The following is a 13,692-nucleotide window of genomic DNA, read 5'->3' as shown; positions in this document are numbered from 1 at the left end:
GGGGTGGGCGTCGTGGGTGCGGAGGTGCGGGGTGGAGGGGCGGGGCAAGGTGGAGGGACGGGTGCGGGTTCGGATGCGGTTCGGATGCGGTTCGGATGTGGGGTGCGGGTCTGGCAGGTGGGGTGCGGGTCTGGGGTTGTAGGGGTCTTGGGGTGGGGCGGTGCGGGCGGGTCAGAAGTCCGGGTCCCAGCCGCCTCCTGGCGTCGTCGCCGTGGTCGGGGAGTCGGGGGCGGTCGGGGTTCCGGGGCCCGGGGCGGTGCGGGGGCCGGGCGTCGCGCGGCGGCCCGGGCGGGGCAGGGGGGTACGCGGGCGCAGGCGGCTCCGGCCGGGGCGGCGGCCGTCCCGGACGACGACCTCGCACTCCTCCACCTCCACGGGCTCCCCGGCCCGTACGGGCGTCTCGCGGCCCCCGTGGGGGCGGAGCAGGAGTTCGCCCGCGCCGGTCCTGCGCAGTCGGTGCGCGGTCCCGGCACCGCGCGCCCGCCGCAGGGTGGGCGCGGCGCCGCGCGGCTCCTCGACGGTGAAGAGGAACTCGCCGCCCGCGCTCTGGCCGGTGCGTACGGTGAGGCTGTCCAGGACCCGGCCGTCCTTGCGGAGTTCGATCCTGACCCCGGCCAGGTCCCGGCGGCGCCGGCGTGCCGCGAGCCGGACGCCGGCGAGGGCGGCGGCCACGAGGACGGCGGCGGCGCCCCCGACGACGTACGGCCACCGGCGGTCCCACCAGGTGGGCCGCGCCTCGACGCGCACGTCGAGGAAGGAGGAGTCGAGGAGCTGGTCCCCCCGGGTGGTGTCCACGACCGTGAGCAGGCCTCCGAGTTCGCCGAGCGGGGTGTCCGCGGGGAGGGTCAGCGTGAACTCCGCGCGGGTGGCGGGGCCCGGCCGGGCGACGACCGTGGCGGGGGTGAGGGCCGGCAGGGCGCGCGGCGCCCCGGCCGGGTCCGCCCCGCCCTGCCGGTCCCGCTCGTCGCCGAGGGCGAGGCGGAGGGTGTGCGGGACGCTGTCGTCGTTCTTGATGTCGAGGAATCCGCGCACGGTGTCGCCGGGGTGGACGGTGACCCGTTCGACCGAGACCTGGGCGCCGAGGAGCGGGGTGCCCTCGGTGACGCCGGTGTGGAACGGGCGCCGGTCGGAGGTGACGCCCGGCGCGGCCATCTCGGTGACGATCTCCAGGTCGCCGGTGGCTCCGGACGGCACGGTGAGCGTGCCGGTGAAGCGCACGTCGCCGGCCTTGCGGTCGGGAGCCTTCCCGTCGTCGGCGAGCCGGACGCCGACCGGGGCGAAACCGGCGCCGGACAGCCGGGCGTCTACGGTGACGCCGGCCAGCTGGTGCGGGTCGGCGATGACGACTCCGCGCCGGGTCTGCATCCGCACCTCGATCACGGCCTCCTGGCCGGGGCGCGGGGCGACCGGGTCGAGGAGCACGGCGGAGCTCAGCCGGCCCTGCCAGATCGCCCGGACGGCGACCTCGCGGTCCCGGTGTCCTTCGGGCGCCTCGACCCGGACCCGCCAGCGGCCGGGCAGCGGGTTCTTGACGCGCAGCGCCTCCACGGGCCCGTCCTCGCCGCTGACCTCGAAGGTGGAGCCGTCGAAGTCGCCGTGGGTGGGCACCTGGTGGCCCGCCGGGTCGAAGTAGGTGACGCGTACCTTCGGGTCGTGCTTGCTCACCGTGAGGGAGCCGTCGGTGGCGATGGGCGGGATCGTGACGTACAGGTCGGCGGGCGGCTTGCCGACGGTGCCCTGCGTCACCCGGGCGCAGCGGGCGGCGGCGAAGGTCTCCTGGAGCGCCTCGTCGATCTCGGCGGAGCCGGCGACGACCCGCATCCGGGGGGCGGAGCCGGGCACGTCGGAGCAGGCGCCGCGGTAGCCGCCCTCGGCCATCGCGGTGAGCGCGGCCCGGTCGATCTCGTCACCGAAACCGAGCGGCCAGATCTGCACGCCGGCGTCCCGGGCGCGGGCCAGCTCCTCTTCGAGGCGCTTCTCGCCGTTGGCCTGGCGGCTCGCGGGGTCGGCCCCGTACTCGGGGCTGTCGCCGACGTCGAGCCGGCCGTCGGTGAGGAGGAAGACCACCTTGGGTGCCTTCGGCGCCTTGCCGCCGGCCACGCCGGTGCCGCTGCCGCTGCTCGAATTTCCGCCGTTCCCCGAACTCCTGTCGGGCTCCGTGAGGCGGGCGACGGCCTGGCGGATCGCGGCGGGGAAGTCGGTGCCGGGGCCCACCCGGTCCCGGTCGCGGCGCGCGAGCTGCTTGACGCAGTCGCTGAGGCGCCGGCGTCCGGCCGCGTCGACGACGGTCGGCGGGCACACCTCGCGCACCGGCGACTGGCCGGGCTTCTCCGAACTGCCGAAGCCGATCACGGCGGCCCGGGACCGCTCGGAGATCTCGCCCTGACTGAGCAGCGCGGCGGCCTCCGTCTCACGGGCCAGGTCCTCGTCGGCGAGGCTCTCCGACTGGTCGACGACGACGGCGAAGTCGATCGGGTCGGGTCCCTCGGCCGCCGGGACGGCCGACGCCCTCAGGGGCGCCGGGGCCGCGCCGGCGGGGCCGCCGAGCGGTCCGGACAGGGCGAGCAGCGCCCCGGCGAGGAGCAGCGCGCCCCTCCGGCGGCTGCGCCGCCCGGTCAGCATCACGGTCACCTGCATCGTCGACTCACCACAGTTCGCTGAAGAGGGCCAGAAGGGCGCCGAGCGCGAGGGCGGCGACGCCGAGCCGCAGCCACCGGTACTTGGCGGCGAGCACGACCCCGTGGACGCTCGCCTGTTCCAGGAGCCAGCCGGTGGCGTCCGCCCCGGAGGACTCCAGCCGTGCCCGCAGGCTCGCCGCCGAGGTGCCGGAGACGAGCTCGCGCAGCAGCGTGCGCTCGGCGCCCGGGCGGGTGCGGGGCAGGACGACGGAGACCAGCATCACGACCCCCGCGGTCCAGAGCACCCCGGCCACGACGAGCACGGCGAGGCCGCCACCGGTCGGCAACGGGCCCTGGTCGCGCGAGAACACGACGGCGAGGAACGCCAGGGCGCCGGACAGCAGGATCGCCGCCTTGGTGTCGGCCCGGCCGATGTCCTCCCGGACCGTGGTGAGCAGCTGCTCGGCCATCCGCCGCGTCTCGGCGGCGCCGGGCGCCGGTCCGGGGCCCTGCGTCGGCGTGGGTGCGGGTGGCGTGGAGGTGGGGTCGGCTGTCGCTTCGGTGGCCGGGGCCGGGGCGCCGGGCGGCTGAGGGGTGCTCATTCGTCGTCCCAGTCGTCGAACTCGGCGCTCGGCCGGGAGCGCCGGGGAGCGTCGTACGGATCCGGGGCGGCGCGCTCGTCGCGCGGGGGCTCCGGCCGGTGGTCGAAGCGGTCGTCGGAACGGTCCGCGAAGCGGTCCTCGGGCTCGTCGCGTTCGAAGGAGGCCTGGACGCGGGTCGGTTCGTAGACGCGGGGGTCCGGGGGCGTGTCGGCCTCGGGCTCGTCCTCCCAGTTGGGCGCGGTGGGCTCGGGGCGGGAGCGCTCCAGGGCCCGCCGGCCCCCGCGGTGCGCGGGGTCGAGGACCTGCCCGGCAACACCGCCGATGATGGCGCCGGTGCTGCTGCGCAGGTGCTGGAGGATCTGGTAGGCCTGCTCGTCGACCTCGTGGCGTTCGAGCACGCCGGAGTCGAGGAGCCGGTTGAACACGGCGAGGAGGTCGGCCTGGCCCTCGCGCTTCTCCCGCTGCAGCTGGGTGCGGATCTCCCACTCCTGGTCCGGGTTGCGGGCCATGTGGTGGGCGATCTGGGCCAGGTCGCCGCGCCGGAACATCGCCTCCAGCTCGTCGGCGCGGGCCGCGATCCGCTTCCGCTCCCACTGCTCCTTGCGCAGCTCGGCCTCGGCCTCGCGGGCGTCGGCGCGGATGGTCACGTCGACCAGGTCCGCCCGGGCGACCACGTCCCTGATCTTCTCGTCGAGGTCGAAGAACACGTAGACCTGGGTGCGCAGTCCGATGTCCCGCCCGACGACGAGCCGCCCCGTGGCCAGCTCGTCGCGTACGGCCTCGTCGGCGCGCTGGGCCTCGGTGAGCTGGAACCGGCGGGAGAGCGAGCGCAGTCCGTCGAGCAGGTCGTCGTGGAGCAGCTCCGCGACGTTCCAGACCTGTTCCCTGACGACGAGGTACGGGTCGTCGACCGTCCACTGCACCCGGACCCGCGCGTTGAACGTGGCCCCGTCGCCGGCGGCGGGCAGCTGGAGCGCGAACTCGGTGACGTTCCGGCCGAGCTGGACCTCGAAGACCGTGTACGGGGAGCCGATCAGGGGCTTGTTGGTGTCCTCGTTGCGGTCGGGCCACATGATCCGGTGGCCGCCGTTGCGGTAGAGCAGGACGGCGGCGATGAGTCCGCTCGTACGCCGGTAGGGCGGCGGGCACTCGCGGAGCAGCGGCCCGACCGGCCCCTTGCCGGCGCCCTTGCCGCCCCGCACGCCCCCGGCCTGCTGCGGCCGCGCCTGCCCCGGCCGGCCCTGCTGTCCCGGCGTGCCCGCACGGGCCCGGCCGTCCTGGCCGCCCCGGGCGGGCCGGCCGCCGCCCTGGCCCGCACTGGCGTCCTGGCCGCGCTGCTCCTGTCCGCCCTGGTTCGGCGCGTTCATCGCTTCGCTCCTTCCGCGACGGCGTCCCACATGCGGCGCGCCGCGCTCTTGTCCAGGGGCCGGTCCCGGTCCCGTACGAGCTCGTTGAGGAGTCCGCGGAGCCGGTCGCGGTCGCGTCGCTCGACCGCGAGCAGGGGCAGCAGGTCGCAGACGAGGTCGAGGGCGGTGGTGTCCTTGGCGGCGCGCCGCAGCAGGCTGCCCAGGCCGTCGAGGGCCGCCTCGCCGGAGCGCGCGGTGTTCAGGCTGTGACGCAGCAGGGCGCCGAGCGCGGGGGCGAGCTCGGGCCGGGTGGCGAGCAGCGCGACCAGCAGGGGGCGGGCGGCGTGCTCGTCGAGCTCGGGCACGTCGCGCAGGCCCCACAGGTGGGTGGTGCGGGTGGTCAGGGTCCTGATCACCGCCAGGTGCACGACGTTGGCCAGGTTGAGGCGTCCGTCCGCGAGCCAGCGCTCCAGGCGTCGCACGACGGGCTCGGGCTCGCCGGAGGCGAGCAGTCGGGCGACGGTGAAGGACGCGGGCACGAGGATGTCCACGTCGTCGGCGTCGTGCGCCCGGACCACGCGGGCCACGGCGTCGAGCGAGCCGCGCAGTCCGCCGGCCGCCAGCACGTAGCCGTGGGTGAGCAGCGCGGTCTCCAGGAGGTTGGGGTCGTCGGAGTCGGCCCAGTCCTTGACGGTGGCGGCGACGGCGGGGCGTACGGCGGGATCGCGGGCGGCCTCGGCGAGGGCGGTCGCCGCCGCCATCCGGGCCACCGGGTCGTCCGTACCGGCGAGGGGGGCGACGAGTTCGCGGTAGCCGTGGATCCAGTCCCAGGAGCAGAGCACCCCGGCCGCGATGGAGGCGCGGACCCACACCTCGGGGCGCGGGTCGTCGCAGAGGGCGCGCAGCCAGCGGGCCACCGGGCCGCGCACGTTGTGGTAGCCGTGCCAGACCTCGCCGAGCACGGCGGTGGCGAGCGCGTCGCCCTGGAAACGTACGGCACGCACGGGGACCTTGACCGGGCCGAGGTCGAGCTCGGCGTCCTCCAGGACGGACCGGGCGAGCACCGGGCGCCGCTCCGCGTGGGTGCCGAACAGGCGCCGCCCGGCCGGGTGTTCGGGGTCCAGGGTGACGGCGAGCTCCCAGGTGAGGAGTTCGGCGGCCTCGGTGGCGATGCTGTAGGCGGAGCGGTTGAAGACGGCGACCGCGATCCGGAGGGCGGCGGCGCCGAGCGAGGGCAGGGCCTCGGGCAGCGTGCCGGGCCGGTCGGCGCCCGCGAACCACTCGCGCGCCTGGACGCGTACGAAGTCGGCGCACTCGCCCAGGAGTCGCTCGTCGTCGAGGTCGCCGCGCTGCCGGCCCGCGAGGTGCTCGGCGAGCCGGGCGGCCTCGCGCGGCCTGAGCTCCTCCAGGCCGAGGGCGGTGACCACGTCGGGGCGGACCGCGAGCGCCCGGGCGTCGGCGAGCACGTCCTCGGACGCGCCGCGCAGCAGCAGCCGCAGGTGGCGGTGGAGGACCTCGTCGGCGGGCGGCGGCGCGCAGTACATGCCGTACCGGCCGCGCAGCAGCCGGTCGGCGAGGTCGCCGTTCCCGACGACGACCACCGCGTAGCCGTCGATCCCGCCGAGCAGGTCGGCGAACCGGTCGAGGTGCAGCTCGGAGAGGCGCACCGGGGGCCGGGGCGCGGGGTCGCTGCGTTCGCCGCGGGAATGGCGCGGCTCGCTCTCGGTGCGGACCTCCTCCGTGAGGTGTTCGAGCAGGTGCCCCGCCTTCCCGTGGAGGGCGTCCGCGGTGATCTCGTCGACGCCGTGGCGCGGGTCGAGCCGGAACACCTGGCGCCTGGCGACCTCGGAGAGCAGGGCGAGCGCGGTGGCCTTGCGCCCGCTGCCGGGCTCGCCGCACAGGACGAGGACGCGGTGGCTGCGCAGCCGTTCCTTCATCCGCTGGTATCCGGCGGTCTCGCAGTAGACGTCGTCGAGGTGGTCGAGGGTCTCGCCCGGGACGGTGCCCTGGACGAAGTGGGTGCGGTCGCCGATCCGCAGGTCGAAGCGGTCCCCGTAGTGGACGTAGGCGTCGCGGCCCGCCGAGGTGCGGTGGTCGCCCGGTCGCGGCCCCGTGAGGGAGCGCCGCGCCGCACGCGCCGTACCCGCGCCGCCGGTCGTCCCGGCGCCGCCGAGCGGGCTGCGGCCGGCGCTGTCGAAGGGACTGGACTCGCGGGGCTGTTCACCGGGCGCGCCGTCACCGCCGCTGCCCGTGGTCCCGTTCGCCGCCCCGGAGCCGGAACCGGAGCCGGACCTGGCGGCGCCGGCCGCGCCCTGGCCTCCGCCCCTCTCGCCGCCTCCCGAACGCCCCTGCCCGGCCTCGCCCTTGGGCTCCGGGGCGGGGGCGGCTCCGCCGCCGTGGTCGAGGTCGTCGTCGCTCATGCCGGGACCTCCGTCTCGTCGTCCCCGTCGCGGGCGGCGCCGCCGTGCTCGTCGCCCCCGCGGGATCCCCCCTGGTCGCTCCGGTGACCGCCCCCGCGGCCCTCCGGATCCACGGCCCTGGCGTCGTTGCGGATGCCGGTGAAGGCGCCGTGGAAGGTGTTGCCCTCGATCACCTGGATGTCGCGGCCGGCCGTGTACGACCGGTTGCCCGCGGGCGCCCTGGGCGGTGAGCCGTCCCCCCGCGACGGCCCACCGCCGGTCCGTGGGTCACCACCCCGGCGTGCCGGGCCCGCGGCGCCCGCCGCGCCAGGTCCCGTCGGCGGCTCGAGAAGCCCGGGCACGTGGAACCAGGCGTCCTCGTCGGTCTCCTTGGAGACGACGGCGGCCTGCCGGTAGCGGTCGGGCTCGACATAGCGCCCGCCCTCGACGACCACGTTCCGGTAGAGCCAGTCGGAGACCACGATCAGCAGGTCGACGTCCGGGGCGTCCGTCATGATCCGCTTGGCGGGGGCGCTGTCGCACAGCCGGCAGGCGAGGTCGACCGCCCTGCCGACGAGGCCCCGGCCGTCGTCGAGGACGAGACCGGCGTTCATGCCGACGCGCATCCGCAGCCGCCCGCGCCGGCCCGTGTTGTGCGCGCGCAGGCTCTCGTGGAGGGTGTCGATCCAGCGCCCGACCATGAGCGCCGGCGGCACGTCGGGGCGGAGCGCGGCGAGGATGCCGTCGCCGCGGTCCTCCTGGTGGACGGTGCCGGGCTCGATGCCCACGGAGGCGTACGCCTCGCCGAAGGCCTCGTACATGGCGGCGCGGGTCAGCCGTTTCTCGTCCATGCCGAGGCGTCCGGAGCCGACGACGTCGCCGAAGACGACGAGCCGGTGGAGTGCACCGGCGCTCGCCCCCGCGTGCGCCTCCGCGTGCGGTCCCGTAGTGCTCACTCGGACTCCTCTGATGTGGTTCAGGTGGTTCCGTGGTGGTGACGCGTCCAGCCTGGCGGCTGCGGCCCGCGGGCGATGTAGCCGTTTACACAGCAGGGGGCGGTTTGTCGGAGGAATGCGCGCCGGGGTGTGTGCGCCCCCGCGCGAGCAGGACGAGGACGGGCATGTCGACCACGATCACGGTGCGGTTGGCGGTGCGGACGACGCCTTGTTCACGCAGCAGCCGCAGCGCCTTGGCCACGGCTTCGCGGGTCGCCCCGATGGCCGCCGCCAGGTCGTGCTGGGGCAGCGGCAGTTCCAGTACGGTGCCGGACTCGGCACGCCGGCCGGCCCGTTCGGCGAGTTCGACCAGCCGGGCGGCGAGCCGCTGGAGCACGGTCTCCGAGGCGAGCGAGCGGCGCTCGACGTCGGCGCTGCGCAGCCGGGTGGCGAGCTGCCGCATGATCAGGGAGGTGGCGTGCGGCCGGGCGGCCAGGAAGCGCCGGAAGCGGTCGCCGGAGACGGCGACGGCCTCGACCCGGCCGAGCGCGGTGACGGTGGCGCTGCGCGGCCGGCGGTCGACCGCGGCGAGGTCTCCGACGACCTCGCCGGCCCCACGCAGCGCCAGGATCAGCCGGGCGCCGCGCTCGGTGCCGACGGAGACCACCGACCAGCCGGAGAGGAGGGCGAGGACGTAGGCGGAGGTGTCCCGCTCACGGATCATGATCTCGCCCGGTTCGTAGCTCCGCGGCGCGCCCTCGGCGAGCAGCACCCGGCGGTCGGCCGCGGGGAGGGCGTGCAGGAAGGAGCGGTCCTGGCCGAAAAGACTCAAAGGTCGCTCACACCCCCGCACGACTTGCGCTTTCGCGTGCTTGTTCCCACACCAACGAGCAACCGCAGTCACGTTGTTGACGCTGCGTCACTCCGTGGGGTGAAGAACGCTAGGGGCTGGCGAAGAATCGCGTCAACGCGGGTGGGGGCAGACACGAGGGGCGCAAGGGAGCGCTGTTTTCAGCCCCCCTGCGCCCCCTGTGCCCTGCCTGTGACCGCCCGCGCACCGGCCCGCAACCTGCCGGTTCCACCGACGGCCGCCGAGGCCGGTTCCGGACGAGCGCCGCGGCGGCCTTCGGGCGGGCGCCGCGGCCGGTTCCGGGCGAGGGCCGCGGCCCCCGTTCCAGGCGGGCGCCGCGGCCCCGTTCCAGGCCGGCGCCGCGGCCGCGGTTCCAGGTCCGGCGCGCCGCGGCCGCGGTTCCAGGTCCGACGCGCCGCGGCCGGTTCCACCGACGGCCGCCGAGGCCCGTTGCAGGCGAGCCGCCGGGCCCGTACCCGGCAGGCCGCCGCGGCCCGTTCCCCGCGACGGCCGCCGCCGGGCCTCAGAGCCGCGGGTCGACCGGCTCCGACTCCAGGGCGAGGACCGCGAAGACGGCCTCGTGGACCCGCCACAGCGGCTCGCCGTCCGCCAGCCGGTCGAGCGCCTCCAGGCCGAGCGCGTACTCCCGCAGCGCCAGCGAACGCTTGTGGCCGAGGAACCGCTGCCGCAGCCGCTCCAAGTTGTCCGGGCGGGTGTACTCGGGGCCGTAGATGATCCGCAGGTACTCCCGGCCGCGTACCTTCACGCCCGGCTGCACCACGCGCCCGTCCGTGCCCCTGGCCACCGCCGCGAGCGGCTTGACGACCATGCCCTCGCCGCCCGCCGCGGTCATTTCGAGCCACCAGTCGACACCGGCCGCCACGGACTTCTCGTCGGCCGGGTCGACCACGAGGCGCCTCGTGACCTGGAGGAGCCCGGTCGGATCGTGCTCGACGAGCCGGTCGAGCCAGGCCAGCTGCTCGTCGTGCGGGACGGCGGCCAGCGAGCGCCCGCGGGCCGCGAGCACCTGGAACGGCGCGAACCGCACGCCCTCCAGGCCCTCGGTCGGCCAGCAGTAGCGCCGGTACGCGTCGGTGAACGCGGCCGCGTCGGCCTCCCGCTCGCGCTGCCGGCCGAGCAGCTCGTCCAGCCCGGACACGCCACGCGCGGCAGCCTGTTCGAGCGCCCCGAGAGCGCCCGGGAAGACCGCCCGCGAGGCCGCGCCGACGGCCGCGTACTGGGAGCGCAGCAGACCGGCCGACTTCAGCGACCACGGCATCAGCTCGCCGTCGAGCAGCAGCCAGTCCGTGTCGAGCCGCTCCCAGAGCCCGGCGGCGCCGATCGCCGCCCGCAGCCGCCCGAGGACCTGCTCGGTGGTCTCCCGGTCGTCGAAGAACGGACGGCCGGTACGGGTGTGCAGCGCACCGGTCACCCCGTCAGCCGCGGCCACGCCGAACCGTTCCGCCGCCACCTCCGCGTCCCTGCAGACGAGGGCGACCGCCCGCGAACCCATGTGCTTCTCCTCGCACACGACCCGCTCGATCCCGTCGGCCGCGTACTGCGCGAACGCCTCGGCCGGGTGCTCCAGATACCCCTCCACCCTCGAGGTCGCGGTCGGCGCCATCGTCGGCGGCAGGTACGCGAGCAGCCTCGGGTCGACGGCGAACCGGCTCATGACCTCCAGCGCGGCGGCGGCGTTCTCCTCGCGCACCGCCACGTTGCCCGCGAGCCGCGTCTCCACGATCCTCCGGCCGTGCACGTCGGCGAGGTCGAGGGGCCGGCCCTGGTGGCCGCCGGGGGCCTCGGGCGCCAGCGGCCGGGCCGGCTCGTACCAGACCCGCTCCGCCGGTACGTCGACGAGCTCGCGCTCCGGCCAGCGCAGCGCGGTCATCCGGCCGCCGAACACGGCGCCGGTGTCGAGGCAGATGGTGTTGTTGATCCAGGACGTGGTCGGCACGGGCGTGTGCCCGTAGACGACGGTCGCGCGGCCGCGGTAGTCCTCCGCCCACGGGTAGCGCACCGGCAGCCCGAACTCGTCGGTCTCGCCGGTCGTGTCCCCGTACAGCGCGTGCGCCCGCACCCGGCCGGAGGTGCGGCCGTGGTACTTCTCCGGCAGACCCGCGTGGCAGACCACCAGCCGGCCCCCGTCGAGGACGTAGTGGCTGACGAGCCCGTCGATGAACTCCGAGACCTCGGCGCGGAACTCCTCCGGCTCACGGCCCAGCTGCTCGATGGTCTCGGCGAGGCCGTGGGTCTCCTGCACCTTGCGGCCGCGCAGCCAGCGCCCGAGCTTGTTCTCGTGGTTTCCCGGCACGCACAGCGCGTCCCCGGCGGCCACCATGCCCATCACGCGGCGCAGCACGCCCGGGCTGTCGGGGCCGCGGTCGACGAGATCGCCGACGAAGACGGCGGTGCGGCCCTCCGGGTGGTGCCCGTCGACGTAGCCGAGCTTCGCGAGCAGCGTCTCCAGCTCGGAGCGGCAGCCGTGGATGTCACCGATGATGTCGAAGGGACCGGTGAGGTGACGCAGGTCGTTGAACCGCTTCTCCCGCACGACCTCGGCCGCCTCGACCTCCGCCACGCTGCGCAGGACGTGCACCTTGCGGAAGCCCTCGCGCTCCAGCCCCTTCAGGGATCGGCGCAGCTCACGGCGGTGCCGCTGGATGACGTGCCGGGGCAGGTGGGCCCGGTCGGGGCGGGCGGCGTTGCGCGCCGCGCACACCTCCTCGGGCAGGTCGAGGACGATCGCGATGGGCAGCACGTCGTGCTCGCGGGCGAGCCGCACCAGCTGCCGCCGCGCCTCGCTCTGCACGCTGGTGGCGTCGACGACGGTCAGCCGCCCGGCCGCGAGCCGCTTGCCCGCGATGTAGTGGAGGACGTCGAAGGCGTCCTTGCTCGCGCTCTGGTCGTTCTCGTCGTCGGCGACGAGCCCGCGGCAGAAGTCCGAGGACACGATCTCGGTCGGCTTGAAGTGGCGCCGCGCGAAGGTCGACTTGCCGGAGCCGGTCGCGCCGATCAGGACCACGAGGGAGAGATCGGTGACGGGCAGCGTACGGCTCGGGGTCCCGGTGGTGTCGGTGGTGTCGTCGGTGCCGCTCATGCCGCGTCCTCCTTCGGGCTCTGATCGCTCTCGCTGCCCTGCTCGCTCTTGCCGCTCTGCTCGTTCATGCCGCCCTGCTCGTTCCCGCTGCCGTGCTGGTTCCCGTCGCCCTGCTCGCTCCCGCTGCCCTGCTCGCTCCTCAGGCTCCGCTCCGCGGCCTCGGCGCCCTGCTCGACGCGGGTGAAGACGGCCATCTGCGTGGGCGGCCCGACCTCGGCGTCGTCGGGCCCGACGGCCACGAACCCGACCTCGTACCCGTGGCGTTCGGCCACGCCGCCGGCCCACTGCCGGAACTCCTCCCGGGTCCACTCGAAGCGGTGGTCGCTGTGCCGGACGTGCCCGGCCGGCAGCGACTCCCAGCGCACGTTGTACTCGACGTTCGGTGTCGTCACCACGACCGTCCGCGGCCGCGCCGAGCCGAACACCGCGTACTCGAGCGCGGGCAGCCGCGGCAGGTCGAGATGCTCGATGACCTCGCTGAGCACGGCCGCGTCGTAGCCGGTCAGACGCTTGTCGGTGTACGTGAGGGAGCCCTGGAGCAGCTTCACCCGGGCGGCCTGGCGCTCGCCCATCCGCTCCAGGCGCAGCCTGCGGGCCGCCACGGCCAGGGCGCGCGCCGACACGTCGACGCCGACGATCTCGGTGAACCGCACGTCCTTGAGCAGGGCCTGCACCAACTGGCCCTGGCCGCAGCCGAGATCGAGCACGCGGGCCGCGTCGGCGGTGCGCAGCGCGCCGAGGATCGCCTCACGGCGCTGCTCGGCGAGCGGCACCGGCCGCTCCTCGGTGTCCGTCGTCTCGTCGACCGCGTTGTCGACGTCCTCGACGTCGAGCCCGTCGGCCTCGGCGAGCCGCACCAGCTCCAGACGCTCGGTCGCCGCACGGGTCAGGCCCCAGCGGCGGGAGAGGTAACGGCTGGTGATCAGCTGCCGGTCGGGGTGGTCGGCGAGCCAGCCGTCACCGGCGCGCAGCAACTTGTCGACCTCGTCCGGGGCGACCCAGTAGTGCTTGGCGTCGTCGAGCACCGGCAGCAGCACGTACAGCTGGTTGAGCGCGTCGGCGAGCCGCAGCTCGCCCTCCAGGACGAGCCGCACATAGCGCGAGGCGCCCCACTCGGGGAACTCCGGGTCGAGCGCGACCGGCTCCGCCTCGACGGCAGCCCAGCCCAGCGGCCCGAACAGCCGGGTCACCAGCTCCGCTCCGCCGCGCGCGGGCAACGCGGGGACCTCGATCCGCAGCGGCATCGGCGCGGCGGCCCGCTCGGGCATCGCCGCACACGCGCCGTGCAGCGCGCTCTTGAACACCTTGGCGAGCGCGACGGCGAGCAGCGAAGAGGCCGCGTAGGGACGGTCGTTCACATACTGCGCGAGCGCCGCGTCGGGCGCCCCGCCCCGCCCCTTGCCCTTCCCCCGGCGCACGAGCGCCACGGGGTCCACCTCGAGCAGCAACGCCGCCGTGCACCGCTCCGCGCTCGCCTCGGGGTAGAGGACGTGCGCGGTGCCGTGAGAGGTCGAGAACGACTGCGCCTTCTCGGGATGCTTGTGCAGCAGGAAGCCGAGATCGGTCGCGGGCCGCTCATGGGTACCGGTGGTACTGATCGTCAGGAACACCCGTCCGAGTATGACCACCCCCGCCCCACCCGACCAGGCATTTTCCCCGGCCCCGGGGGGGGGAGCCCCCTGACCTGGGGAGGGCTCCCCCAACCCGGGGGCCCAAGCCTGGGGGCCCGAGCCTAGGGGCCCAAGCCCCAGGGGGGGCGGACCCAACCCGGGGGCGGATCCAACCCGAGGGGCGGGCCCAAGCCGGGGGGACCCAACCCGGGGGCCCAAGCCTGGGGGCCCG

General features: G+C 75.6%; 8 protein-coding genes. All 8 read right to left on the bottom strand.

Features of this window, described 5'->3' with window-relative positions; genetic code table 11:
- Positions 1 to 171 precede the first annotated feature (171 nt).
- The 8 genes from ACIGXE_RS23675 to ACIGXE_RS23640 all read right to left on the bottom strand — a co-directional run bounded on the left by ACIGXE_RS23675 (position 172) and on the right by ACIGXE_RS23640 (position 13,460).
- A complete protein-coding gene (locus ACIGXE_RS23675) occupies positions 172 to 2,637 on the bottom strand; it encodes a VWA domain-containing protein (protein WP_399750491.1) in 2,466 nt (821 codons plus the stop codon).
- Between the two features lie 7 nt (positions 2,638 to 2,644).
- Complete coding sequence (locus ACIGXE_RS23670) at positions 2,645 to 3,220, bottom strand: Pycsar system effector family protein (RefSeq protein WP_399750489.1); 576 nt, start codon at positions 3,218 to 3,220, stop codon at positions 2,645 to 2,647.
- Complete coding sequence (locus ACIGXE_RS23665) at positions 3,217 to 4,587, bottom strand: hypothetical protein (protein ID WP_399750487.1); 1,371 nt, start codon at positions 4,585 to 4,587, stop codon at positions 3,217 to 3,219. Before ACIGXE_RS23665 ends, ACIGXE_RS23670 begins: the two co-directional genes overlap by 4 nt.
- On the bottom strand, positions 4,584 to 6,986 hold the full coding sequence (locus ACIGXE_RS23660) for a hypothetical protein (protein ID WP_399750485.1): 2,403 nt from the start codon (positions 6,984 to 6,986) through the stop codon (positions 4,584 to 4,586). The genes ACIGXE_RS23665 and ACIGXE_RS23660 overlap by 4 nt, the downstream gene beginning before the upstream one ends.
- Entirely contained in the window at positions 6,983 to 7,921 is a 939-nt protein-coding gene (locus ACIGXE_RS23655) for a hypothetical protein (RefSeq protein ID WP_399750483.1), read from the bottom strand. The genes ACIGXE_RS23660 and ACIGXE_RS23655 overlap by 4 nt, the downstream gene beginning before the upstream one ends.
- Before the next feature lie 85 nt (positions 7,922 to 8,006).
- A complete protein-coding gene (locus ACIGXE_RS23650; RefSeq protein WP_399750481.1) occupies positions 8,007 to 8,732 on the bottom strand; it encodes a Crp/Fnr family transcriptional regulator in 726 nt (241 codons plus the stop codon).
- 541 nt (positions 8,733 to 9,273) lie between these two features.
- Positions 9,274 to 11,850 (bottom strand): polynucleotide kinase-phosphatase, encoded by a 2,577-nt coding sequence (locus ACIGXE_RS23645; RefSeq protein ID WP_399750479.1) that lies wholly within the window; start codon positions 11,848 to 11,850, stop codon positions 9,274 to 9,276.
- Entirely contained in the window at positions 11,847 to 13,460 is a 1,614-nt protein-coding gene (locus tag ACIGXE_RS23640) for a 3' terminal RNA ribose 2'-O-methyltransferase Hen1 (protein WP_399750477.1), read from the bottom strand. The genes ACIGXE_RS23645 and ACIGXE_RS23640 overlap by 4 nt, the downstream gene beginning before the upstream one ends.
- Positions 13,461 to 13,692 lie beyond the last annotated feature (232 nt).

It is taken from the genome of Streptomyces sp. NPDC053431, assembly GCF_044544925.1.
Lineage (GTDB): Bacteria > Actinomycetota > Actinomycetes > Streptomycetales > Streptomycetaceae > Streptomyces.
The sequence above is the reverse complement of the archived record's forward strand: the minus strand, read 5'-3'. Positions and strand labels throughout refer to the sequence as shown.

Coding starts and splice junctions, on each gene's coding strand:
- ACIGXE_RS23670 (WP_399750489.1), bottom strand. CDS start 3,220: ATGAGCACCCCTCAGCCGCCCGGCGCCCCGGCCCCGGCCACCGAAGCG.
- ACIGXE_RS23660 (WP_399750485.1), bottom strand. CDS start 6,986: ATGAGCGACGACGACCTCGACCACGGCGGCGGAGCCGCCCCCGCCCCG.
- ACIGXE_RS23645 (WP_399750479.1), bottom strand. CDS start 11,850: ATGAGCGGCACCGACGACACCACCGACACCACCGGGACCCCGAGCCGT.
- ACIGXE_RS23665 (WP_399750487.1), bottom strand. CDS start 4,587: ATGAACGCGCCGAACCAGGGCGGACAGGAGCAGCGCGGCCAGGACGCC.
- ACIGXE_RS23675 (WP_399750491.1), bottom strand. CDS start 2,637: ATGCAGGTGACCGTGATGCTGACCGGGCGGCGCAGCCGCCGGAGGGGC.